General features: G+C 60.4%; 21 protein-coding genes and 1 pseudogene. 10 read left to right on the forward strand and 12 right to left on the reverse strand.

Annotated features, from left to right (window positions below; all coding sequences use genetic code 11):
• Positions 1-7: 7 nt before the first annotated feature.
• The gene (locus IEY47_RS11545) at positions 8-802 is read left to right on the forward strand and encodes a thymidylate synthase (protein ID WP_188983376.1); all 795 of its coding nucleotides are present in this window, start codon (positions 8-10) and stop codon (positions 800-802) included.
• A 923-nt stretch (positions 803-1,725) separates the two neighbouring features.
• On the opposite strand, the gene IEY47_RS11550 is transcribed toward IEY47_RS11545, so the two are convergent.
• The 4 genes from IEY47_RS11550 to IEY47_RS11565 all read right to left on the reverse strand — a co-directional run bounded on the left by IEY47_RS11550 (position 1,726) and on the right by IEY47_RS11565 (position 5,885).
• Positions 1,726-2,139 carry a response regulator gene (locus IEY47_RS11550; protein WP_188983377.1) on the reverse strand — a complete coding sequence of 138 codons (414 nt, stop codon included), beginning with the start codon at positions 2,137-2,139 and terminating at the stop codon, positions 1,726-1,728.
• Between the two features lie 114 nt (positions 2,140-2,253).
• Positions 2,254-2,907, reverse strand: a complete 654-nt coding sequence (gene pncA, locus IEY47_RS11555) for a bifunctional nicotinamidase/pyrazinamidase (protein ID WP_188983378.1) — start codon at positions 2,905-2,907, stop codon at positions 2,254-2,256.
• 196 nt (positions 2,908-3,103) lie between these two features.
• Entirely contained in the window at positions 3,104-4,501 is a 1,398-nt protein-coding gene (locus IEY47_RS11560) for a DUF3482 domain-containing protein (RefSeq protein WP_188983379.1), read from the reverse strand.
• A complete protein-coding gene (locus IEY47_RS11565; protein WP_229779379.1) occupies positions 4,494-5,885 on the reverse strand; it encodes a DUF2868 domain-containing protein in 1,392 nt (463 codons plus the stop codon). The genes IEY47_RS11560 and IEY47_RS11565 overlap by 8 nt, the downstream gene beginning before the upstream one ends.
• Positions 5,886-6,069: 184 nt before the next feature.
• Here IEY47_RS11565 and IEY47_RS11570 point away from each other — a divergent pair, with 184 nt between their 5' ends.
• A complete protein-coding gene (locus IEY47_RS11570) occupies positions 6,070-6,591 on the forward strand; it encodes a dihydrofolate reductase (RefSeq protein WP_188983381.1) in 522 nt (173 codons plus the stop codon).
• A 385-nt stretch (positions 6,592-6,976) separates the two neighbouring features.
• Positions 6,977-9,139 (forward strand): TonB-dependent siderophore receptor, encoded by a 2,163-nt coding sequence (locus IEY47_RS11575; protein WP_188983382.1) that lies wholly within the window; start codon positions 6,977-6,979, stop codon positions 9,137-9,139.
• A 59-nt stretch (positions 9,140-9,198) separates the two neighbouring features.
• Here the strand turns inward: IEY47_RS11575 and gloA are convergent, their stop codons facing one another.
• The 3 genes from gloA to IEY47_RS11590 form a co-directional block, all read right to left on the reverse strand.
• Positions 9,199-9,726 carry a lactoylglutathione lyase gene (gloA, locus tag IEY47_RS11580; protein ID WP_188983383.1) on the reverse strand — a complete coding sequence of 176 codons (528 nt, stop codon included), beginning with the start codon at positions 9,724-9,726 and terminating at the stop codon, positions 9,199-9,201.
• A gap of 305 nt (positions 9,727-10,031) precedes the next feature.
• Positions 10,032-10,490 (reverse strand): metallophosphoesterase family protein, encoded by a 459-nt coding sequence (locus IEY47_RS11585; protein ID WP_188983419.1) that lies wholly within the window; start codon positions 10,488-10,490, stop codon positions 10,032-10,034.
• A 46-nt stretch (positions 10,491-10,536) separates the two neighbouring features.
• Positions 10,537-12,102, reverse strand: a complete 1,566-nt coding sequence (locus IEY47_RS11590) for a phospholipase D family protein (RefSeq protein WP_188983420.1) — start codon at positions 12,100-12,102, stop codon at positions 10,537-10,539.
• Between the two features lie 266 nt (positions 12,103-12,368).
• Between IEY47_RS11590 and IEY47_RS11595 the strand changes: the two genes are divergently transcribed.
• Positions 12,369-12,614, forward strand: a complete 246-nt coding sequence (locus tag IEY47_RS11595; protein ID WP_188983384.1) for a DUF1127 domain-containing protein — start codon at positions 12,369-12,371, stop codon at positions 12,612-12,614.
• Positions 12,615-12,637: 23 nt separating this feature from the next.
• Here the strand turns inward: IEY47_RS11595 and IEY47_RS11600 are convergent, their stop codons facing one another.
• Positions 12,638-13,561, reverse strand: coding sequence for a LysR family transcriptional regulator (locus tag IEY47_RS11600; protein ID WP_188983385.1), 924 nt, complete (start codon positions 13,559-13,561; stop codon positions 12,638-12,640).
• Between the two features lie 135 nt (positions 13,562-13,696).
• Here IEY47_RS11600 and IEY47_RS11605 point away from each other — a divergent pair, with 135 nt between their 5' ends.
• Complete coding sequence (locus IEY47_RS11605) at positions 13,697-14,101, forward strand: RidA family protein (protein WP_188983386.1); 405 nt, start codon at positions 13,697-13,699, stop codon at positions 14,099-14,101.
• A 15-nt stretch (positions 14,102-14,116) separates the two neighbouring features.
• Here the strand turns inward: IEY47_RS11605 and IEY47_RS11610 are convergent, their stop codons facing one another.
• The gene (locus IEY47_RS11610; protein ID WP_188983387.1) at positions 14,117-15,538 is read right to left on the reverse strand and encodes an aminotransferase-like domain-containing protein; all 1,422 of its coding nucleotides are present in this window, start codon (positions 15,536-15,538) and stop codon (positions 14,117-14,119) included.
• A 263-nt stretch (positions 15,539-15,801) separates the two neighbouring features.
• Between IEY47_RS11610 and IEY47_RS11615 the strand changes: the two genes are divergently transcribed.
• Positions 15,802-16,197 carry a DUF1127 domain-containing protein gene (locus IEY47_RS11615; RefSeq protein ID WP_229779384.1) on the forward strand — a complete coding sequence of 132 codons (396 nt, stop codon included), beginning with the start codon at positions 15,802-15,804 and terminating at the stop codon, positions 16,195-16,197.
• A 268-nt stretch (positions 16,198-16,465) separates the two neighbouring features.
• On the opposite strand, the gene IEY47_RS11620 is transcribed toward IEY47_RS11615, so the two are convergent.
• Positions 16,466-17,770 (reverse strand): NAD(P)/FAD-dependent oxidoreductase, encoded by a 1,305-nt coding sequence (locus tag IEY47_RS11620; protein WP_188983388.1) that lies wholly within the window; start codon positions 17,768-17,770, stop codon positions 16,466-16,468.
• A 78-nt stretch (positions 17,771-17,848) separates the two neighbouring features.
• Positions 17,849-18,337 (reverse strand): Lrp/AsnC ligand binding domain-containing protein, encoded by a 489-nt coding sequence (locus IEY47_RS11625; protein ID WP_188983389.1) that lies wholly within the window; start codon positions 18,335-18,337, stop codon positions 17,849-17,851.
• Positions 18,338-18,486: 149 nt separating this feature from the next.
• Here IEY47_RS11625 and dadA point away from each other — a divergent pair, with 149 nt between their 5' ends.
• The 4 genes from dadA to IEY47_RS11645 all read left to right on the forward strand — a co-directional run bounded on the left by dadA (position 18,487) and on the right by IEY47_RS11645 (position 21,942).
• On the forward strand, positions 18,487-19,788 hold the full coding sequence (gene dadA, locus IEY47_RS11630) for a D-amino acid dehydrogenase (protein WP_188983390.1): 1,302 nt from the start codon (positions 18,487-18,489) through the stop codon (positions 19,786-19,788).
• Complete coding sequence (locus IEY47_RS11635) at positions 19,763-20,113, forward strand: RidA family protein (protein WP_188983391.1); 351 nt, start codon at positions 19,763-19,765, stop codon at positions 20,111-20,113. The genes dadA and IEY47_RS11635 overlap by 26 nt, the downstream gene beginning before the upstream one ends.
• A gap of 124 nt (positions 20,114-20,237) precedes the next feature.
• Positions 20,238-21,314: an alanine racemase gene (gene alr / locus IEY47_RS11640; protein ID WP_188983392.1), complete on the forward strand. Its 1,077-nt coding sequence runs from the start codon at positions 20,238-20,240 to the stop codon at positions 21,312-21,314.
• Between the two features lie 79 nt (positions 21,315-21,393).
• Positions 21,394-21,942 carry a cupin domain-containing protein gene (locus tag IEY47_RS11645; protein WP_188983393.1) on the forward strand — a complete coding sequence of 183 codons (549 nt, stop codon included), beginning with the start codon at positions 21,394-21,396 and terminating at the stop codon, positions 21,940-21,942.
• Positions 21,943-21,973: 31 nt separating this feature from the next.
• On the opposite strand, the pseudogene IEY47_RS11650 reads toward IEY47_RS11645, so the two are convergent.
• Positions 21,974-22,075 (reverse strand): annotated as a pseudogene (locus tag IEY47_RS11650) (IS110 family transposase); the annotation flags it as partial.

The raw sequence follows: 22,075 nt of genomic DNA on the forward strand, positions 1-22,075 counted from the left end.
CTTTTTGATGAAACAGTACCTCGACCTGATGCGCCTCGTGCGTGAACACGGCACCTTCAAGACCGACCGCACGGGCACCGGCACGTATAGCGTGTTCGGGCATCAAATGCGCTTCGATCTCGCTGACGGTTTCCCTCTGGTCACCACCAAGAAGTGCCACCTGCGCTCGATCATTCACGAGCTGCTGTGGTTCCTGAAGGGCGAAACCAATATCCGCTATCTGAAGGAAAATGGCGTCTCGATCTGGGACGAGTGGGCTGACGAAAACGGTGATCTTGGGCCCGTCTACGGTTACCAATGGCGCTCATGGCCTGCGCCGAACGGCGAGAGCATCGACCAGATCGCCAAGCTCGTGAACATGATCCGCACCCATCCGGACTCCCGGCGCCTGATCGTGTCCGCCTGGAACCCGGCCCTGGTGGACCAGATGGCATTGCCTCCGTGCCACGCGTTTTTCCAGTTCTACGTGGCCGACGGTAAGCTCAGTTGCCAGCTGTACCAGCGGTCGGCGGACATTTTCCTGGGTGTACCCTTCAATATCGCGAGCTATGCACTGCTGACGTTGATGGTGGCGCAGGTGTGTGATTTGCAGCCTGGGGAGTTCATCTGGACGGGCGGTGACTGCCATCTCTATGCCAATCACCTTGAACAGACGGATCTACAACTCACCCGAACGCCGTTACCGTTGCCTTCGATGACGCTCAATCCCGAGGTCAAGGATCTGTTCGCCTTCACCTTCGAGGACTTCGAGCTCAGCAACTACGAAGCGCATCCCCATATCAAGGCGCCGGTCGCCGTTTGATCGCACCCGCCGGGACATTCGCACCCGGCTGTGTGTAATTCATCCATACGCTTATCGCTTTTCTTGCCAGAACGTCGTGCTAGAGCGCGCGGCGTTACCCATCGCACATCTCCGCATCCAATGACCAATCAACCGTAACGCTTATGCGGGTATCACGGTAACAAACGGCTGCGCGGTTACTTGACCTTCCCGTGCTGAGTTTTATAAGTGGCTGATATACAACAATTTTAATTTTCTGGCACGGGGAGTGCTTTAGTTAAAGGACAAGAACAACAATAAGCAACGACCATAATAAGAACGACACGAAACGGCTTCTGCATAACAACGACAACAAGCAGAGACGCAGCTAACTGATTTATTTGGGGATGATTGCCTCGGGATTTTCCCGCAACCGCTATGAAGAACAAGACTGCATCAAGCAGCTCGGGCAGTTGGACGAAAGTTAGGGCAGATCAGCGTTCAAACAAATCCGTTTGCTTTTGGCTCCCTCGGTGGGAGCGCCGGTAATAACAACAACGCATGGCCGGCAGATATGACAAGTGATGAAAAGGGGAAGCTTAGGCTTCCCCTTTTTTTGTGCGCAGGGTTTGTTGAGAAAGGTCAGGTGTCAGTAGAAGTCGGTGTGCTGCGGTTAGCTCGTGCGCGACCGAGCGCTGTGTGCTCCCTTGTCTTCCCCAGATCGCCCATTCATGGGCGATCAAGATCCGACTGACCCCTCAACAGTGACGTGCTGGCCGCTCAGGCGCCCACCTGGTGATGCGCATCTAGCACGCGTTGTCACTCATGCATCCGATCATAGATGGCAACGCGGTGATCGGTGAATTACGCCACTGCGTGGCTAATCCACCTTACATGTCTGCGGTATCGGGGCCGGCTGAGAAGGTATCTGCGTCAGTCGCCTCGCGGTGCGAGGCGAGGGCGGGTCAATTGCTCGGAACGGCAGAGTAGGCGACGCCGCTGACCGAATCCAGCAATTGGCCAATTGACCATGGCTTGGGTAGAAAACGGACCTTGCAGCGGATGCTGGCAGTCGCGGGGGTTTCATAGCCGGACATCACGATGATGGGAATCTGCGGCCATTTGTTCGCGACAAGATTGGCCAGACCAGCGCCGTCCATCGAGCCCGGCATGCGAATGTCCGTGATCAGGATATCGACGTCTTCGACGTGCTCGTTGAGGTACGCGGCGGCGGTATCGGCGGATTCCATGGGGACCGCCGTCATTCCTTCCCCTTCAAGGATTTCGCAGACAAATTCGCGAATGACCGGCTCATCATCCACTACCAGTACCGAAGGCGCACTGCGGTTGCCTGCTGGAGTCGAGGGAGTCGTTAGCATTTCAAATCCTTTCCATGTTGTTCCACTTGTTGTGGTTGGAGGGATAGGGGCGGCGCTAAATTCTATTCCGTCTGCGTCAGCCGACGAATGGTGATGAATTTGGAAATGTCCGTGTTATGCGCGTTCAAGCGCGGCTGCGGAAACTATCCCAATACCCTGCTCTTTCATCGTCTGCAACGCGGCTTCCAGCGATCCCTCAAGGTCGATGGCGCGGCACGCGTCTTCGATGATGAACGTATGAAAGCCCGCTGCCTTCGCGTCCAGGGCCGACCACGCGACGCAGAAGTCGGTAGCCAGGCCACACAGGTAAACCGTGTCTATCCCGCGCTCGCGCAGGTAGCCGGCCAGGCCGGTCGACGTCCTTCTATCGGCCTCGAGAAAGGCGGAATAGCTATCGATGGCGGGGTTACAGCCTTTGCGGACGATCAACTGCGCGTGATCGGTTCGCAAGGCGGGATGGAATGCAGCGCCCGGTGATCCCTGAATACAGTGATCGGGCCATAGGGTTTGCTCCCCATAGAAAAGCGGTGTGCGTTCGAATGGCCGCTTGCCCGGATGGCTGCTGGCAAAAGACGCATGACCCGCTGGGTGCCAATCCTGGGTCAGCACGACGTGCTCGAACCGGCCGGCTAGTGCATTGATTACGGGAACCACCGCGTCGCCGTCCGGTACCGCGAGTGCGCCGCCTGGTATGAAATCGTTCTGGACGTCGATTACGAGCAGGGCACTGCCAATGGCGTTAGGGGCGGGAGCGTCGAAAGTAGCCATGTGAACCGTCCTGGATGTGTTCGTTGCAAGGGTATCAGGCGCGTGAGGTGGGTTGCGAAGTCAGGTGGTTCGTCCCCGTTAGAGCCCGGCGCTCGTCGCGGGCATGGCTGCGATTGGGGCGGTACGATGCGTAGGTTGGAATCCCGGAGGGCTTCCACCGTTTTCCGCGAAGACCTGTTTGATACGCAACACGCCTTCAAGTCGGCGTTTCTTTCGAGAGACCGCTCTGCAGGGATGCGGCCAACTCACGGATATGGCGCTGACGTTCGCCTTGTTCGAGGCGTGCGCCGGGGTTGAGTGACGACCATTCTGGATGCGCCCGAGCATTGCGGAGCGCGTCCGGTAGCTTTCCGTCACGCCAGCGCTCGTCGGGCTGAGCCGTGAGTTGCACGCGTTCGACCGCGGCATGTCCGCGGGCCAGAAGCGCCTGAAGTAGCAGCTGTTGGCGCACGGCAAGCAGCCGCAGTACGGCGTCATCGACGGTCAGTTCACGTTCGCCGCGCAGCTTGCCAAGCAAGCGATTGCCGTAGAGGCGGGCCGTCTGCGCGCCGCCGCCGGCAAGGGCGCCCAGTACGGTGGCGGCGCCTAACGTCAGGCCGCCGACCATCAGGTCGATCCCTGCGCCCGCGGCGGCCCCTGCTGCAAAACCACCGCCAACCTGAACACCGAGCTGACGCAGCGTCTCCGGGTTGAACAGATCATCTCCCCAGCGTCCATCCAACAGCGGCAAGTCACTTGCCGCAGCATCTTCCGGGCGGAACGCGTACAGGCGCAGCAAGGCTTCGACGCAGCGTTGCTCCCGCTGACGGACCGCCGCCCGTAGGGCGTCGATCGCTTCCCGCTCCTGCTCCGGTTGGCTGGCTACATGGCGTCGGCAGGCGGCTGCGTCGATCAGCAACTCCGCAATCAGCTGTCGACCTTGCGCCAGCCGAGCGCCCGCTTGTGCTTCGTGATCAGCCAGCAGGCGTTCGAGCGCGGGGCGTGCGGTTTCGAGCATCAGCGCCAGGCTTTCGTAGAGGCGACGCTCGCCATCCAGGGGTGGCGCGACGCTGTCGAAGCGTACCAGTGCATGCAAGCCAAGGCGCGCCAGTGCCTCGCGCCATTCTGCTTCGCGGGTTTCATGGGCGACGAAATTCAGGATCGGCAGTAACGGTTTGCCGCAGCCCGCCAAGACTTCGAGCTCGTCACGGTACTTCGCCAGGACCGGTTCGCGCGCATCGATGACATAGAGGCCGGCGTCTGACGCGATCAATTGGCGCAATACCTTCGCTTCTTGCTCGAAGCGTTGACGCGCTTCGCTGGTGTCCTGGAAGCGCGCGATGCGGGCGGGGCCGTCCAGGCGCTCGCCAGGGCGCTCCAGACGCTCCAGGTAATCCAGTAAAGCGATGGCATCTTCCAGGCCGGGCGTGTCGTAAAGCTCCAGCAAGGCTTCGCCGTCGACGAGCAGCCGCGCGCCTTCCACATGCCGGGTCGTGCTGGCCCGGTGCGACACTTCGCCGAAGCCAACATCGCGGGTCAGCGTGCGTAACAGTGAGGTCTTGCCCACGTTGGTATGGCCGACCACGGCAAGCGTCAGCGGTCTTTGCTTAGTCATGGCCGGTCTCCAGCCAGGTCATGGGGGCGCTGTCGCGGTACGGGATCGCCAGGCGTTCGAGGCCCTGGTGCCAATCGTTCAGACGGTCGCTGTCGATCGCGATACCGGGTGCCGCGGGGAGCAACCATACGCGGCTGCTGGCGGCCGTTCGAGCCAGCTCGGCAATGAGCGCGAGTGTTCCCCGGTCGGGGGAGCGTTGAGGGTCGCATGCGATGGCCAGTCGCGCTGGGGGGAAGCGAACGAGCTGATCGAGTAGGCGCCGTCGTTCCTCGCGTGTATCCAAAACGCCGGCATCGGCGATCGCCTCGGGCAGTTTCGGCGGCCATGGCCGGGAGCTGTCGAGTTCGATGGCTACCAGCACCGCCCCGTTACCGGTGCTCACCGTTGCTGAGGTCGATGACAGCGGCGCCAGCCCCGGATCGGCATCGCTTATCCCGAGCCGTTCGCTGGAGGGCTGTAAACGTTCGCGCAGCAAACGGTAGCCGGGCTGTTCCAGATCCAGGTTTAGCCGCGATACGCCACGCGTCCATCGCCAGAAACAAAAGAGTGCGAGCAGCAACCGAGGAGCGGCACCGTATAGCAGCACGACCCCGATGAGCCAACCCGCCCATGCCTGGCGAACCCCCTCATCGGCGAGCATGTTGGTACCGCTCGCACGAATGCTATCGATGTCCGGCACGGGAAACCCAACCATCGCCGGCAGCCAGCCCAGGGCCTGGGTCAGGCTGACGAAGGTTCCGCTGTCTAGCAACGTCGTCTCCCAGACGAAACCGTAACGGCGCGCAGAGAATTGCAGCAGGACCGTCGCCAGCCCGGACAGGAGCAGCAGCGCCCAGAAGGTATGCACCAACGTGCCCAAGCCCCAACGCGTGAGGCGGCGTTGCTGAAGCACGTGCATGAGCGCAGGGGCCAGCTGCACCGCCTGTGTATCGCGTGCGGCTTTCCCGCTCAGCCATAACCAGATGCGTCCCAGCGCACCACCACTATCACCGATCACCACCGACCCCAGCAGCCAGCCGATCAGCGTCACCAGGTGCAGGCCCAAGAGGCTGCCCAGGGTGACGAACACATTGACGGGGCGCGTGCCATCGCCGAGGGACGACCAGGCAATACCTGAACCCGCCAGGATCGCGACGAGCATGAGCGCGAGCAGTGCAAGCCATGCGCCTTGTCGCCAGTGCCCGAGTGCTCGTCGTTGCCCGTCGCGTTCGGCCAGAAACAGTGCTCGCCGCTCGATACGCTCGGCCAATGGGCCGCCGGCAACGTTGGCATGACGGTTCGCTTCACTGTCGTCCAAGGGGCCGGTGTGCTCTTCCCGTAGCCGGACGGCTTCGGTCAGCCAGAGGCGGTCGAGTATAGAAAGGGGCGTTGGTGTACTGGTCACGCAATATCTCGATGGGCGGATAGTCGGGGTCGCCAGAGGATCGCAGGCAACGCGAGCCCTTGCAAAGTCGGCATTCGTTGCCAGGACTGCCAGATCCTCAGACAAGCAAAAGGGCGCGGTCGATCGCCATTGGCCGATGCACCTGTGCATAGCTGTGATATCGGCGCTGCGATATCCTCTGGCCATGAACAGCACTCGACTCCCCCTCGCCTTGATCGCGGCGCTTGCGCAGAACCGCGTCATCGGCCGCGACAACACACTTCCCTGGCACTTGCCGGAGGACCTCAAGCATTTCAAAGCCAAGACCCTTGGCAAGCCCATCATCATGGGACGCAAAACGTGGGACTCCCTCGGCCGTCCGCTGCCGGGGCGCCTGAACATCGTGGTCAGTCGGCAGCCTGCGTTGGCGCTGGACGGCGCCGAAGTCTTCCCCTCCCTGGACGCGGCGCTCGACCGGGCAGATGAATGGGCGCGTGCGCAGGGCGTCGCTGAACTCATGTTGATCGGCGGCGCGCAGCTATACGCGCAGGCTTTGCCGCTGGCAGATCGCCTGTACCTGACACGCGTCGGCCTGGCGCCAGAAGGTGATGCTCACTTCCCGGTTTTCGATGAGGCCGGTTGGCAGCATGACGTTGAAGGCGAAAGCGAGGCGCAGAACGACAAGCCCGCTTATCGTTTCGAAGTTTGGGAACGTACAACGCCCTGAATCGCGTCCGGATTGGCTTACTAAGAGCCTGTTCGCGATCTTCACGAATGGCTGGGCGGCAATATAGGGAGTGTCAGCGACACGGCGATCATTGTGGGAGCGGGCCATGCCCGCGAAAAGAATCGCGGGCATGGCCCGCTCCCACAGGGTTGGGATACGGCTGCGTTCGCCACTTTGCAGCCATCACAATCGGCCTATCGCCTGAAGATCATGAACAGGTTTTGGGGATCGCGAAGCGAGCAGGGCGAGTAGAAGCCGTCGTACGTCGAGCCCTCCTTTGAATATCTGATGAAGAATAAATCTCAAGTGTGATTTATTCCTATCATTATTGAGAATGTATATCATCCTCGCACCTCTCCGAGGCCACACACCGAGGATAACAATCATGCGTCAATCCATTGCTTCCCCAGGCGTGCCTACGCGTCTGGCGCTCGCCGTCGCGCTCGTTGCAGGCGGCTTTTCCCTGACCAGTCAGGCACAGGACGCCGATACCGCCGCAGGCGTAAACGGCAATACGCTCGAGCTAGGCGAGACGGCGATCACCAGTAACCAGCTCGGTACCATCACCGAGGAGAGCCAGTCCTATACCCCGGGCAGTATCGCGACGGCCACACGTCTTGTCCTGACGCCACGAGAGACGCCGCAGTCCATTAGCGTCGTCACGCGGCAGCAGATGGATGATTTCAACCTGACCAGTATTGACGATGTCATGCGTCATACGCCGGGCGTGAGCATCGCCACCGCCGACTCGGAACGCACGACCTACTATTCCCGTGGGTTCGCCATTAACAATTTTCAGTACGACGGAATCCCGATGACGCGCGACGCCGGTTACTCCGCCGGCAATACGTTGAGCGACATGGCCATCTATGACCGCATAGAGGTGCTCAAGGGGGCGACGGGGTTGCTCACCGGAAGTGGTGACCCGGGCGCGACGATTAACCTTATCCGTAAGAAGCCGACCGCGGACTTCAAAGGGCATTTCAGCCTTGGCGCTGGCTCTTGGGACACCTACCGTACCGAGCTGGATGTCGGCGGCCCGTTGACCGCAACGGGCAATGTGCGAGGACGCGCCGTGGCCGCCTTCCAGGACGAGGATTCCTATCGCGACCACTACGAACGCAAGAGCCGGGTGTATTACGGCGTGTTGGAGTTCGACTTGGCCGATGACACGCTGCTGACGGTCGGCGCCGACTACCAGGACAACGTACCCAAGGGCTCCAGCTGGGCATCGATTCCTGTATTCGATAGCGAAGGCAATTTCACGGACACCTCCCGTTCATTCAACCCTGGGACGCGGTGGAGTAACTGGGAGCAGTACACGCGGACCGTTTTTGCAACGATCGAGCAGAATTTTGGCGGCGACTGGGTCGGCAAGTTGCAGCTCAATCACCAGATCAATGGCTACGACGCGGTGCTTGGGTCCGCAAGTTCCGGGAATCCCGATCCTGCGGACGGCTCTGGTGTGTCGATCTGGCAGGGTAAATACGTAGGGGAAACGGTAAGTGATGCGCTTGATGGCTATCTTAGCGGGCCATTCCAGTTGCTCGGACGTCAACATGAGCTGGTCGTAGGCGGGAGCTATGCACGGCGAGATACCGACCGGAAAAATTATGGTTTCTCGAGCCCTGGCGTCGATAATTTCTACGCCTGGAACGGCGATGTTCCGGAGCCGGTTTGGAACGCGCCGATCAAAGACAATTTCGTAGTCCGAGAAAACGGTCTTTATCTCGCCTCGCGTCTCAATCTGCACGACAACGTCAAGCTGATACTGGGTTCACGCCTCGCGAACTACCGCAGTGACGACTCGACGGAAACAGGTGTCGTCATTCCCTACGCCGGCCTGATCGTCGATCTCAACGAGAATTTCTCGCTGTACGGCAGCTACACCAGCATCTTCAAGCCGCAGACGCTGCGTACAGCGGAGGGCTCTACGCTCGATCCGCTGGAAGGCGATAACTACGAAGTGGGTATAAAAGGCGAGTTCTTCGATGGACGCCTGAACGCGAGCCTTGCGTACTTCGAAGTCAAGCAGGACAACTACGGGATTGCGGATGGCTTCGTTCAAGGCAACGAACTGGAAACCGCTTACCGGTCTGCGCAAGGTGTTAAAACCAAAGGCTACGAGGCGGAAATCTCTGGAGAGCTGCTGCCTGGCTGGCAACTGCAGGCGGGCTATACGCACAAGGTTGCGCGTCTTGAAGGCGACAAGATATCCACGGTCGAGCCGGAAGACATTTTCAGCCTGTACACCAGCTATCGGCTGCCCGGTCGCTTGAGTCCCGTGACGGTTGGTGGCGGTGCGCGTTGGCAGAGCCGGAGCTGGATGCCGGTGGATCGACCCGGTGTGGGTGAAGTCGATTTCGGACAGAGCGCGTACTGGGTGGCCGACCTGATGGGGCGTTACCAGGTGACGGAAAACCTCTCCGCGACGGTGAACCTCAATAACGTCTTCGACAAGAAGTACTACACGATGTGGGATGTCTATGACACGTATTCCTGGGGCGACCCACGCAATGTCATGCTCACCACTCGCTACGACTTCTGAGCGCGTCATTCGGAAAACAGAAAGGGGCCCGCGGGCCCCTTTCTCGTTTCACCGGCAGATCATTCCACTTCCGTGAACTGGATGATTTCGACCCAATAGGCATCAGGGTCTTTGATGAACGCAATGCTGCGCATGCGGCCATCGGTCAGGCGCTTCTGGAAGTCGACGCCGAGTGCTTCGAAACGCTCGCAGGCTGCCTTGATGTCCGGTACCGATACGCACAAATGGCCAAAGCCGCGGGGATCGCTGTTGCCGTTGTGGTAGGCGAACTCCAGGTCTTTCTCGGTCCCGTAGTTGTAGGTCAGCTCGACGATGCCGGGGATGGACTTGCGCCATTGGTGGCGGGCCTTGGCATCCGTCGGGATCTGCGCTTTGTCCTTGATCAAGGCAAGGAAGTACAGATCGAACTCGGCGTCCGGGTGGCGGCTGACTTCCAGCAGGGTAAAGCCCAGGATGCGGGTGTAGAAATCCAGCGATTTCTCGATGTCTTTCACACGCAGCATCGTGTGGTTGAACACGTAGTCCTGAGTGAACGCTTCAGGCGAGCCGGTGACGCCCGGCAGCGCGTTGAGTTCTTCCTGGGTCATGGCGGGTTCTCCGTTTAGGTGTGAACAATTCGAGGGAGCGGGATTGTAAGGGTTCCCGAGGCTTGCCGCTCGCAGCACCCGCCGTGCCGAAGCTGAAATCGCTTTCGCGGCCAAGGCGGATGGCCGCCCCCGCGGATCGCCGCCCGGCCGCTCCTACAGGGATCGCGTGCAGGCGACATCTGGCTGTCTTGCCGTCGGCTTTTGTAGGGGCGGCTTTAGCCGCGAATGCGCCGGTACGGCGCACCAAAAAGCCGCGGCTGATACCGCATTCGCGGCCAAAGCGGATGTGCCGCTACAGATGCCTTTTAATCGAGCAGATCGATGTGCTCCACCTCAACCTGGCGATGGTGAACGCGCATGAGCGCGACGGTGATCGGCAGTTTGAAACGCCGGCGGCCGGCGGCGCCTGGATTCAGGTGAAGCACACCGTCACGATATTCCAGCAAGGGCTTGTGCGAATGCCCGGCGATGACGACGTCGATACCTTCCTGCCCTGGGTCGATAGCCAATTGCTTGCGGTCATGCAGGAGGTAAATGCTCACACCGGCCAGCTCCAGTCGGAGCTCATCGGGCAGTCCTGCGGCCCAGGGCGCGTCGTCATTGTTGCCGCGAATCGCAGAAACGGGCGCTATCGCCTCAAGCACGCGAAGGATCTCCGGATCGCCAATATCGCCCGCGTGGAGGATGTGGTCGCTTCCGCGCAGCGCGTCGACGGCTTCTGGCCGGAGCAGGCCGTGGGTATCGGCGATAACACCGATGGTCATGGAGGTATCGGGCTGGCTCACGGTATCTCTCTCGTCGATCGACACCTCACAGCATTCGTTCCAAGCCTACGGTGCGTGCGATCCAGGCATTGAAGCGTCGCCATACCCCACCGGGCTCGTGGTAGAGGCGGTAACGCTTGCCGTCTCGCTCGGTCCACCATACCAGGCGTTCCTCGCCGGTTTCATCGCGCTCCAGGCGAACGTCGTAGCTCAAGGCCGGTGACATCCCTTCCAGCGTCAACTGTCGTACACGTTCGGCGAGTACCTTGCTGTCCACGAGTACGCCGACCTCCGTGTTCCAGAGCATCGAGCGCGGGTCGAAATTGAACGAGCCGATGAAGACCTTTTGCCGATCCATGATCGCGGCCTTGGTATGCAGTGACGACTCCGAGTCCCCGGTAAGGCTGAACGCGACCTTCTGCTCGGGCTGTCTTCTAAGCTCGTATAGCTTGACGCCGCTTGCCAGTAATTCGTGGCGGTAAGGCGCGTACCCTCCGTGTACGGCGGGCACGTCGGTGGCTTCCAGAGAATTCGTCAGCAATTGAATGGATACGCCGCTCTCCGCGCGTTCGGCCAGATAGTCCGCACCGCGTTGCGTCGGCACGAAATAGGCCGATACGAGCATCAATTCGTGCTGTACGGCTTCGATTTCTTGGCTGAGCCGGGTGGCCAACAGCAGCTCTGGCCCTGGCATATCACTGGCCAGCACCTTGGCTGGCGCATCCCACATAGCGATAGCAGGTACCCAAATCAGGTCATCCAACCAGTTAAGCAACTGTGGCGTGCGCTGGTAATGGGTCAGGCGTTGGTACAGCTCAGGATCCGCTGCCTGTGCATCGACCAGTGATCGATCCAGCGCTCGGCGACGCTGGGCCAAGTCGCGCCGACTAGGAAGCGTCCAGACGAAGGTCTTGATCGGCAGGCTCAAGGCACTGTTCCAGTATTCGTCGAAACTGCCAGCAAGATCCTTGGCGACCGGTCCGACCGTGAGCAGATCGAGATCGGTGAAGTTGAGCTGCGGCTCGGCATCGAAATATTCATCGCCGATGTTGCGGCCACCGACGATGCCGACTTTGCCGTCCGCCATCCACAGCTTGTTGTGCATCCGCCGGTGCTGCTGGGACAGGTTCAAGAAGCGCCCGAGTGAGCGAGTCACTCCATTCATGCGGCCCAGATGAAGCGGGTTGAACAGACGCACGCTGATGTTTGGATGTGCAGCCAGGGTGGCGATGAGCGTGTCCTGGCCATCGGCTGTGGTGTCGTCCAGCAGGATGCGAACCCGAACCCCGCGATCAGCGGCGGCCAGCACTTCCTTGAGCAAAGTGCGTGTGCTCAAGCCGTCCTGCACGATGTAGTACTGCAGATCGAGGCTGCTCTGCGCCTGGCGAGCGAGCTCGGCGCGAGCGGTGAACGCGTCAGTACTGTTGGGCAGCAGTCTTACGCCAGATAGCCCCTTGGCATGCAGCTCCGCCTGGCGCGCGATGTGGGAACTCAGCACCGTGCCATCGGCGGGCAAGGTGTAAGAAGGCTGGACCGGTAACGCGCTGCTGCATCCATTGAGCAGCACCAGTAGCAGCAATAAGAGCACTGGCAACGCATTTCTCCTGTGAATGAACAGCGCTTGGACGTCAGGTGCTGAATAATGTTCGCGGAACGCGGCCGCGGGCACTGAAAGCGCAAGCAGTCGAACTGTGCCGCTGCTTTTGTGCTGAACTGTACGGCAAGGTTCAGTCAGGCATACAGATCCTAAATAAAATCACCGTTCAGTTCGAAAAGTGCCCGATCTGTATGCATCATAAAGACAGAACGTGAATATTTTATCGGTCTGTATGGTTGCCCACTATAGGTTCCTAGCGACTACTACCGCACGGAGCCGTTATGAGCGATTTCAACCAACCCTTCTTACATCTATTCGAACGTCAGACGCAGAGCGAAACGCGGCGCTTCGAAACCGCTGGCGCGTCACGTCTGCCGCGCTCCGCTTGGTCACGCTTCTGGCTGCGTCTGAGTACGCGGCACGCGTTGCGTGAAATGGACGCGGCAACACTGCGTGACGTTGGCCTGACTCGGCAGCAGGCGCTGGAGGAAGCCTATCGACCGTTTTGGCGGTTGTTCCGCATGTAAGCGAGCCCTTAGATTTGGCTCTGTTACCGGGCAGGCAGTTCGAGCGGCGCGTGCTGAGCCATGAGTTCGACGATCCAGTCGATGAAGACTCTGAGTTTCGCGCTGACATGCCGATTCGGTGGGAAGGCGACGTACATGGGCATCGAGTCGAGCCGCCATTGGGTAAAGAGTGGCACCAGTTCGCCGGACTGGCGGTGTTCGTTCGCCATGTAATCCGGCAGCCAGAGAATGCCCATCCCGGCGAGCCCCGCCGCCAGATAGGCGTTTCCGTCGTCGACGGCAAGCATGTAACGTCCCCGGACATTGACGCTCTGGTCGTCGAGTCGCATGGCATAGGGGACGGGTTTGCCATTTCTGGCCCAGAGGAAGCCGACGATGCGGTGCTGCGTGTCCTCCAGATCCCGTGGATGTGAGGGCATGCCGAACTGTTCGAGATAACGGGGCGCGGCGTAAACGCCGAGTTTCAAATCGCCCACATGACGCGCGATCAGCGACTGCTCCTTGATTTCTCCGCCGCGCACGACACAGTCGACGTTCTCGCCGATCAGGTCCACCACGCGATCACTGACACCCATGTCGAGCTGTATGTCGGGAAACCGGGCATGGAAGGCGGGTAGGGCCGGTACCAGGATCAGGCGGGCAAACGGGCTCGGGACGTCAATACGGAGGCGCCCGCGCGGTACAGCGGAGGCGTTGGACAGGCTGGTCTCTGCATCGTCCATGTCACCCAGCAGGCGCACGACGCGCTCGTAGTAGGCGGCACCGTCGGCAGTCACATTCACCTTGCGCGTCGTGCGGTTGAGTAAGCGAACACGCAGACGCGCTTCGAGCTGCTGGATCAACTGGGTAACGGTGGTCTTGCTCAAGTGGAGCGTCTCAGCCGCCTTGGTAAAGCTGCCCGTTTCCACCACCCTTGCGAACGCTTGCATTGCATCGAACCGGTCCATTCTGCATCCCAGATTGTTTGGCTATTACAAACAGTGATAGCGGCGTTTGCGAGTTTATCCCCGCCGTGGCCGTCACTACAGTGCACCCGTCGTCGACGCTATCTCGCGTCGACCCTTTGCAACGGGAGATCGATCATGAATCAACGCGATGTTGTCTTTCCGGCGGGCCGCCAGGCGCTCTATGAACGCAACCGCTATTCACCCGCCGTCCGCGCCAACGGTTTTCTCTTCGTTTCCGGGCAGGTCGGTAGCCGCGAAGATGGCTCACCCGAGCCGGGTCTACAGGCGCAGGTACGCTTGGCGTTCGAGAATCTGAACGCGGTACTGAAGGCGGCGGATGCGTCCTTCGGCGATGTCGTGGACGTGACGGTATTCATCGTCGATCCCGAGGCGAATTTCGAAACGATCTGGGAGGTGGTGCCTGAATATTGGGGCGATGCGCCGTACCCAAATATCACCTGCGTCGGCGTCACGTGGCTGTACGGGTTTCAATTCGAAATCAAAGTGGTCGTCAAGCTGCCCTCGGAGGAGGCCCGCTAACACCCGGCCAGCGGCTCAGTCGTGCGAGGTCAGTAGCGTCTTGGCAACCTCGCCGACCTCGCGAACCGCCGCCTCGATTTGCGGCGTGGGCCGCGCCGCATAGCTCATGCGCAGGCAATTGCGGTATTTGCCAGCGGCCGAGAAGATCGATCCCGGCGCGATCTGTATGCCTTTGGGCCGTAATAGCTTGTTCAGCCGTAGGCTGTCGAACCCCTCTTCAAGCTCGACCCACAGCATGAAGCTTCCCTCCGGGCGGCTGGCTTTGGCGTTTTCCGGGAAGTAACGGCCAACCCACTCAATCATCTGATCCCGGCTGCGCTGGTACAGGTGGCGCATGCGGCGCAAGTGCGGATCGAAGTGGCCGCCTTCGATGAACGCGCTCATGGCCAGCTGCGGCAGGGTCGCGGTGGGGCCACTGCCCATGTACTTCATGTGCAGCACTTGGTCGTAATAGCGGCCGGGCGCAATCCAGCCCGTGCGTAACCCCGGCGCGATGCTCTTGGAAAATGAGCTGCATAACAGCACGCGACCATCCTCATCGAAGGATTTGATCGTGCGCGGGCGGGGGTATCGATAAGCTAGGTCGCCATACACATCGTCCTCGATGATGGCGAGGTCATAACGTTGGGCGAGTGCCAACAGTGCCCGCTTTTTGTGGTCCGGCATGCTGTAACCCAGCGGGTTGTTGCAGCTCGGTGTGAGCTGCAACACCTTGATGGGCCACTGCTCCAGGGCCATTTCCAGGGCTTCGAGGCTGATTCCCTCGATGGGGTCAGTGGGCAGTTCAAGGGCCTTTAGCCCGAAGCCCTTGAGCGCCTGCATCACGCCATGGAACGCAGGCGAGTCCACAGCGACGACGTCACCTGGAACGCACAGTGCACGGATCGCGGTGGAAAGCGCTTCGTGGCAACCATTGGTGATGATCAATTCACTGGCAGGCGTCTGGCAGCCTGAATCCAACATCAGACGCGCAATCTGTTCACGCAACTGCAGGTTGCCCTGAATGCTGCCGTACGTCAGGCCAGAGAGGCTTTGTTGGCGGCCGAAGCGCGAGAGGGCACGGGTCAGCGGCTTGAGAGTCGGGCTGTCGATATCGGGTCGACCCCGGCCAAATTGGGTCAGGTGCTCGCTGGGTTCTTCGCTCATCAGGTCGAGCACCTGCTCCCATTGCGAGACATCGACGGGTCGCTGCGTTCCGCGAGTCGCTTGCGGCAGTTCCGGTACCTGGCGCGTCTCGGGCACGTAGTAGCCCGATTTGGCGCGTGGAACAGCGAGCCGTTTGTCCTCCAGGACTCGGTAGGCCTGCTGCACGGTACTGAGGCTGACTCCATGTTCGATACCAAGCGAACGTACGGACGGCAGGCGGTCGCCGGGTCGGTAGAGACCCTGGCGAATGCGTGTCTCGATAGCTTCGGCAAGGTTTTCGTACAGGGTCATTCGCGGCAGCTCCAGCGGCGGGAAGCGATGCGCTCGGGCTTCGGGTTAGCTATTCGCATCGCGTGTCGATGTTTCTGTATGGGCGATTTACTAAAGTAGAGGATCTAGAGAAATCTGTATGGTCCGGCATGATGAGACCCGCTTGGGCGTGTTGCAAGATGCCGCGACGCAAGGGCGCGCGACGGAACCGGGACAACGTTCACTGCCACCCACCGACCGCTGGCCGTAATTGAGAAAACTGCGCAACTGCACAGGTGAAACAAATGAACGCCACCCCCCCGAGCACGATCAAGCGGATTGAGGTTATTCCCGGCAGGAGCCCACGTTTGAAACCGGCATCGCGCCAGAGCGAGCCACAGAGAATGAACCCGCGTCAGCAGTGCGGCCTCGATGAGGAATATGACGAACGACGCGACCGACGCATACGCCAGGACACCCAGCTGGACGCCGACCGGAGCCACCGCGAAGCGCCCGATCTTACCTCGCCTGCTTCCGAGAACCCCTGGAAGAAACAAGGCTTCTGGCAGCGGCTGCGGCAACGAGCAAGTACGCGCCGGGCGTTGTTGAACATGGACGATGCCACGCTAAAGGACATTGGCTTGACCCGCGAGCAGGCTTTGAAAGAAGCGCTCGTGCCTATCTGGCGACTGTTTCGCTAGGCTGCCCGCAACGCAAAAAAAGCCCGCTGCCACCTGGGAGGCGACAACGGGCTGCGTTACCACCGCGGTTATTCCTCGTCGAGCAGGGCGTAGGCGATGACGTAGTCGCCGCGGTTCGGCGACTGCCGCGCGCCGCCGGTGGTCAGCATGCCGAACGTGGCCATCCGATGTGGCCAACGGCGGGCGGATAGAGAAGATTATTGAGCGCGTATGGAGGGCAGGCGACAGGTGTTCCTGCTTGGTAACGACGAAGGTATCTCAAACCCGCTTAGACCAGCTCCTTTAGCCGGTACCACAGCATCCCCAGCGCCAGCAACGGAGAGCGAAGGTAGCGCCCGCCCGGAAACGTGGGATGCGCGACGCCGGCAAAGAGATCGAACCGCCCCTGCGCCTGTCCTGCGATCGCTTCCGCCAGGAGCTTTCCAGCAAGGTGCGTCGCGTTGACGCCGTGGCCGGAATAGGCCTGCGCATAGTAGACGTTGGGGTGCGCGCTCAGCCGCCCGATCTGCGGCAATCGGTTGGCGCCGATACCGATCATGCCGCCCCATTGAAAGTCGATGCGAGCATCGCTCAGGTGCGGAAAGACCTCGAGCATTTTTGGCCGCATGTAGGCCGCGATGTCCTTTGGATCTCGCCCTGAATAGTGGCAGGCACCGCCAAACAGCAGGCGGTTGTCGGCCGAGAGACGGAAGTAATCCAGTGCCACACGTTGGTCACAGACCGCCATATTGCGCGGCAGCAACTGACGGGCGCGTTCCTCACCCAGCGGTTCGGTGGCGATGATGTAGCTGCCGGCCGGCAGCACCTTACCGCCGAGTTCGGGCTGCAGGTCGCCCAAGTACGCGTTGCAGGCGATGATCAATGTATCTGCACGCACCGCGCCGCGTTCGCTGTGTACGGTAACGCGCGCGCCGTACTCGATCCGGGTGGCTGGCGTCTGTTCGAACAGCTGTACGCCAAGGGATTGCGCCAGCGCCGCTTCGCCCAGGGCGAGGTTGAGCGGGTGCAGGTGGCCGGACCCCATGTCAATCAAGCCACCGACGTAGCGATCGCTGCCGATGACTTCGTGCACTTCATGGGCTTCCAGTACGCGTAGTTCGTGGCGATAGCCGAGTGCTTTCAAGTTGTCCAGATCTTCTCGAAACCCCTGAAGATGCGCGGGCTTGTTCGCCAGATCGCAATAGCCCCAGGTCAGGTCACAGTCGATGCCGTTGTCCTCGACGCGCCGCCGGACCAATTCCACGGCTTCGAGCCCCATGCGCTTCAACGTCTGGACGCCTTCGATACCGATCTGCCGACGGAACTGCTCCAGGTCATGGCCGATTCCCCGAATGAGCTGCCCGCCATTGCGCCCGCTAGCGCCCCAGCCGATTCGATGAGCCTCCAGCAATACAACGGAAAAGCCGCGTTGTGCCAGTTCGATAGCGCTGTTCAACCCTGAAAAACCACCGCCGATGATGCACACGTCGGCGTTGATTTCGCCTTGCAGTGGCGGGCAATCCAGTGTGCGGTTCGCCGTTGCGGCGTAGTAGGACGGGGCGTGGGATTCGAGAGGTCGAACGCGGGCGTTCATGAGAGGCTTCCTGGAAGAATCGTTTGAAGGCGGGTGCGAGGATAAGCATCGCTAATCACATTGACCAGAGAGGGATCTTCACTCCTGGATCGGCAGTGTCAACGACTCCTTCACCTCTTCCATCACGATGTAGCTCTTCGATTCGCGTACGTGCGGCAGCTTGAGGAGGATGTCGCCGAGCAGTTTGCGGTAGCTGGTCATTTCGTTGATACGAGCTTTGACGAGGTAGTCGAAATCGCCGGAGACGAGGTGGCATTCGAGGACGTGGGGCAGCTTGAGAACGGCGCGGCGGAACTCGTCGAAGGTATCGCCGGACTTGTAGTCCAGGCTGATCTCGACGAACACCAGTAGGCTCGCTTTGAGCTGTTGCGGGTTGAGCCGCGCGTGGTAGCCCATGATGATGCCTTCGCGTTCCAGGCGCCTCACCCGTTCGGTGCAGGGGGTCGTGGAGAGACCTACGCGTTCGCCTAATTCGGTGAAAGAGATACGGCCATCGTCCTGCAGGATGCGCAGGATATTGCGATCGATCTTGTCCAGCTCGCGCTTGCTCTGGTGCTGGGTACGCATAGGCACTCCGTTAAAGGCGGTGGTGACGAGAAATTCACTCGAATATATTCATGCATATGGTTAAAAGCACTGCCAATGCTTTTTTACACTAGCCACTACTTTGCTACTTAATCTCCGTTTCCGACAAAACCTGTCGTGGGAGTCGCTAAATGCGTGTGATGGTCCTTGGCAGTGGCGTGATTGGTACCGTAAGCGCCTATTACCTGGCCCGTGCGGGTTTCGAGGTCGTGGTGGTCGATCGCCAACCCGGTGTCGCGCTGGAAACCAGTTTTGCCAATGCCGGGCAGGTGTCGCCGGGTTATGCGTCCCCGTGGGCAGCGCCCGGTGTTCCGTTGAAAGCCATCAAATGGATGTTGCAGAAAAAGCATGCGCCCCTGGCGATACGTCCTACCGCGGATGCCGATCAATACCTGTGGATGGCGCAGATGCTGCGCAATTGCACGGCCGAGCGTTATGCGATCAACAAGGCGCGCATGGTCCGACTGTCGGAGTACAGTCGCGACTGCTTGGACGAGCTGCGCGCCGAAACCGGCATCCAATATGAGGGCCGGCAATTAGGCACGACGCAGTTGTTCCGGACGCAGGCGCAGGTCGATGCGGCGGCCAAGGACACAGCGGTGTTGGAGCAGTCGGGTGTGCCGTATGAGCTGCTCGATCGCGAAGGGATTGCCCGCGTCGAACCGGCTCTGGCGCAGGTGAAGCATAAGTTGGCGGGTGCATTACGGTTGCCGAATGATCAAACCGGTGACTGCCAGATGTTCACCACACGGTTGGCCGACCTGGCAAAGGCGCTGGGTGTGGAATTCCGCTTTGGGCAGACCATCGAGCGACTGGACGTTGTGGGCGACCGCATCGAAGGTGTCTGGATCGATGGCAAGCGAGAGACGGCGGACCGCTATGTTCTTGCTCTTGGCAGCTACAGCCCGCAGCTGCTCAAGCCGCTGGGCATCAAGGCGCCGGTCTATCCGCTCAAGGGGTATTCGCTGACGGTGCCGATCGTGAACCCGGACCTGGCGCCGCGCTCGACCATTCTCGACGAGACCTACAAGGTGGCGATTACTCGCTTCGACGGGCGTATTCGCGTCGGTGGCATGGCGGAACTTGCCGGTTTCGACCTGTCGCTCAACCCGGAACGGCGCGAAACGCTTGAGATGATCACCAACGACCTGTACGGCCAGGGCGGCGACGTGAGTCAGGCGACGTTCTGGACCGGTCTGCGCCCTGCAACGCCAGATGGCACGCCGATTGTGGGGGCGACGCCGTTTCGAAACCTGTTTCTGAACACGGGACACGGTACCCTTGGTTGGACCATGGCTTGCGGCTCTGGTCGCTTCCTGGCGGATGTCATGGCCCAGAAGCGTCCGCAGATCAGCGCCGAAGGTCTGGATATTTCCCGTTATGGCACAACTAAGGAGCTCAATACGCATGTCCATACAGCGCCTGCGAACTGATCCACGCCTGAGTGAAGTCGTCATTCACAACGGCACCGTCTACCTGGCGGGTCAGTTGGATGAAAACTTAAGCGAAGGCATCGAAGCCCAGACCCGGGCTACGCTCGACAGCATCGATACGTTTCTGGCCGAAGCCGGCACTGACAAGTCGCGCATCCTGTCGGTCACCATCTTTCTCAAGAACATCGATGATCGCGACGGTATGAACAAGGTTTGGGACGCTTGGGTGCCGGCAGGCCAGTCGCCAGCACGCGCCTGTGTCGAGGCGAAAATGTACTCGCCTGATCTGCTGGTCGAGATGACCGTGATTGCCGCTTTGCCCTGATTGCGTTAGCCCCATGGGGGAGCGGGCCACGCGAGCGTTTCGCAGCCAAGGCCCGCTCCCATAGTCGTTGTACGTTTCCCCTTATCCGCTAGCCACCTTTCATTCGTAGTTCGAGAATTTCCTCATGCGTCCCGCCCGCGCTCTGATCGACCTGTCTGCTCTTCGTCATAACTATCGCCTGGCTCTCGAGTTGAGCAGCGCGAAGGCGCTTGCCGTGATCAAGGCAGATGCCTACGGGCACGGCGCGGTACGGTGTGCCGAGGCGCTTGAAGGCGACGCGCAAGGGTTCGCTGTTGCGGCAATCGAAGAAGCGCTCGAGCTACGCGCGGCAGGTGTCACTAAGCCTATCCTGTTGCTCGAAGGTATCTTCGAGCCGAGTGAGCTGGCTTTGGTGGACGCGCATGACCTCTGGATCGTGGTGCACTCTGCGTGGCAGGTGGACGCGATCGAGCGGGCCAATCTGCGCCAACCGGTGACGGTATGGTTGAAGGTCGATTCGGGCATGCATCGTGTTGGTTTCCATCCATACGAATACGCGGCGATATGGCGGCGTCTACAGGCGACGGGAAAGGTGCGCGACATCGTGTTCATGACGCATTTTTCTAGAGCCGACGAGCCCGATTGCCCGCGAACCGCCGAGCAATTGGCGACGTTCGAAGCCGCCCGCGAAGGCTTGTCAGGCGAAACGAGCCTATGCAATTCACCGGCTTTGCTGGCGTGGCCACAGGTGCGTAGCGATTGGGTACGCCCGGGCATCATGTTGTACGGTGCATCGCCTTTCGAAATGCCGCAGGAGCAAGTCTCCCGCCTGGTGCCGGTGATGACGCTGGAATCGAAGGTCATCGCCGTGCGTGAACTGCCGCCAAACGAACCGGTCGGGTACGGCGCGCGTTTCGTTTGCGAGCGACCGACGCGTGTCGGCGTCGTTGCCATGGGCTACGCCGACGGCTACCCACGGCATGCGCCGACCGGAACGCCAGTCTGCATCGATGGACGTCCGGGACGCATCATCGGGCGGGTGTCCATGGACATGTTGACGGTCGACCTGACCGATCATCCGCACGCCGGGCTTGGCAGCACGGTCGAGTTCTGGGGGCGCAACGTGCTTGCGAGCGACATCGCAATGACAGCCGGCACGATTCCTTACCAAATCTTCTGCAACGTGCGCCGGGTGCAGCGCGAATACCGCGACGGGCTGTAGCGATCCCCGTGTTGAAAATCTTGAACACTGTGACATCATACGGCGCTCATTAACCCTATATCCCGAGGGGATTCCGGTATTGGACGTCGGTGTTCGGCTACAGGCCATTCGCAAGCTGAAAGGGCTTTCCCAACGCGAGCTCGCCAAGCGCGCAGGGGTCACTAACAGCACGATTTCCATGATAGAGAAGAACAGCGTCAGCCCTTCGGTCAGCTCCCTCAAGAAGGTGCTGGCGGGCATTCCGATGTCGCTGGTCGAGTTCTTCTCGTTGGATGTCGAGCCCGACGCGCAGCCGCAAGTCATCTACCGGGCGAGCGAGCTGATCGATATTTCCAGCGGGACCGTCACCATGAAGCTCGTTGGCAAAGCCCATCCGAGTAGGGCGTTCGCCTTTCTGGACGAGACCTATCCCGCAGGCGCCGATACCGGTCGGGAAATGCTCAATCACGAGGGGCAGGAGGCCGGAATGGTCACCGAAGGACGTCTCGAGCTGACGGTGGGTGATGAGGTTTACGTGCTTGAAGCGGGCGATGGATATTACTTCGAAAGCAATCAACCGCACCGCTTTCGCAACCCCTTCGACCAACCCGCGCGCTTGATCAGCGCGACCACGCCCGCGAATTTCTAAGCGGTGTTCCCGTAGATACCGTCTTCCCCCTCTACCGAGCAAGTGCCAGTTTTGCATCGAAGGGGACGCCGGATTTGAGTACGCCATAGGCGATGTTTAGCAGCTTGCGCATCGCGGCACATACGATCTGCTT

The organism is Pseudomonas matsuisoli, from assembly GCF_014647635.1.
Lineage (GTDB): Bacteria > Pseudomonadota > Gammaproteobacteria > Pseudomonadales > Pseudomonadaceae > Pseudomonas_P > Pseudomonas_P matsuisoli.

What these genes read in the sequence shown, in the direction of transcription:
- pncA (WP_188983378.1), bottom strand. Translation starts at nt 2,907, where the DNA reads ATGGCTACTTTCGACGCTCCCGCCCCTAACGCCATTGGCAGTGCCCTG.
- IEY47_RS11605 (WP_188983386.1), top strand. Translation starts at nt 13,697, where the DNA reads ATGAATCAACGCGATGTTGTCTTTCCGGCGGGCCGCCAGGCGCTCTAT.
- dadA (WP_188983390.1), top strand. Translation starts at nt 18,487, where the DNA reads ATGCGTGTGATGGTCCTTGGCAGTGGCGTGATTGGTACCGTAAGCGCC.
- IEY47_RS11595 (WP_188983384.1), top strand. Translation starts at nt 12,369, where the DNA reads ATGAGCGATTTCAACCAACCCTTCTTACATCTATTCGAACGTCAGACG.
- IEY47_RS11610 (WP_188983387.1), bottom strand. Translation starts at nt 15,538, where the DNA reads ATGACCCTGTACGAAAACCTTGCCGAAGCTATCGAGACACGCATTCGC.
- IEY47_RS11625 (WP_188983389.1), bottom strand. Translation starts at nt 18,337, where the DNA reads ATGCGTACCCAGCACCAGAGCAAGCGCGAGCTGGACAAGATCGATCGC.
- IEY47_RS11600 (WP_188983385.1), bottom strand. Translation starts at nt 13,561, where the DNA reads ATGGACCGGTTCGATGCAATGCAAGCGTTCGCAAGGGTGGTGGAAACG.
- alr (WP_188983392.1), top strand. Translation starts at nt 20,238, where the DNA reads ATGCGTCCCGCCCGCGCTCTGATCGACCTGTCTGCTCTTCGTCATAAC.
- IEY47_RS11560 (WP_188983379.1), bottom strand. Translation starts at nt 4,501, where the DNA reads ATGACTAAGCAAAGACCGCTGACGCTTGCCGTGGTCGGCCATACCAAC.
- IEY47_RS11635 (WP_188983391.1), top strand. Translation starts at nt 19,763, where the DNA reads ATGTCCATACAGCGCCTGCGAACTGATCCACGCCTGAGTGAAGTCGTC.
- gloA (WP_188983383.1), bottom strand. Translation starts at nt 9,726, where the DNA reads ATGACCCAGGAAGAACTCAACGCGCTGCCGGGCGTCACCGGCTCGCCT.
- IEY47_RS11545 (WP_188983376.1), top strand. Translation starts at nt 8, where the DNA reads ATGAAACAGTACCTCGACCTGATGCGCCTCGTGCGTGAACACGGCACC.
- IEY47_RS11550 (WP_188983377.1), bottom strand. Translation starts at nt 2,139, where the DNA reads ATGCTAACGACTCCCTCGACTCCAGCAGGCAACCGCAGTGCGCCTTCG.
- IEY47_RS11615 (WP_229779384.1), top strand. Translation starts at nt 15,802, where the DNA reads ATGAACGCCACCCCCCCGAGCACGATCAAGCGGATTGAGGTTATTCCC.
- IEY47_RS11575 (WP_188983382.1), top strand. Translation starts at nt 6,977, where the DNA reads ATGCGTCAATCCATTGCTTCCCCAGGCGTGCCTACGCGTCTGGCGCTC.
- IEY47_RS11620 (WP_188983388.1), bottom strand. Translation starts at nt 17,770, where the DNA reads ATGAACGCCCGCGTTCGACCTCTCGAATCCCACGCCCCGTCCTACTAC.
- IEY47_RS11570 (WP_188983381.1), top strand. Translation starts at nt 6,070, where the DNA reads ATGAACAGCACTCGACTCCCCCTCGCCTTGATCGCGGCGCTTGCGCAG.
- IEY47_RS11585 (WP_188983419.1), bottom strand. Translation starts at nt 10,490, where the DNA reads ATGACCATCGGTGTTATCGCCGATACCCACGGCCTGCTCCGGCCAGAA.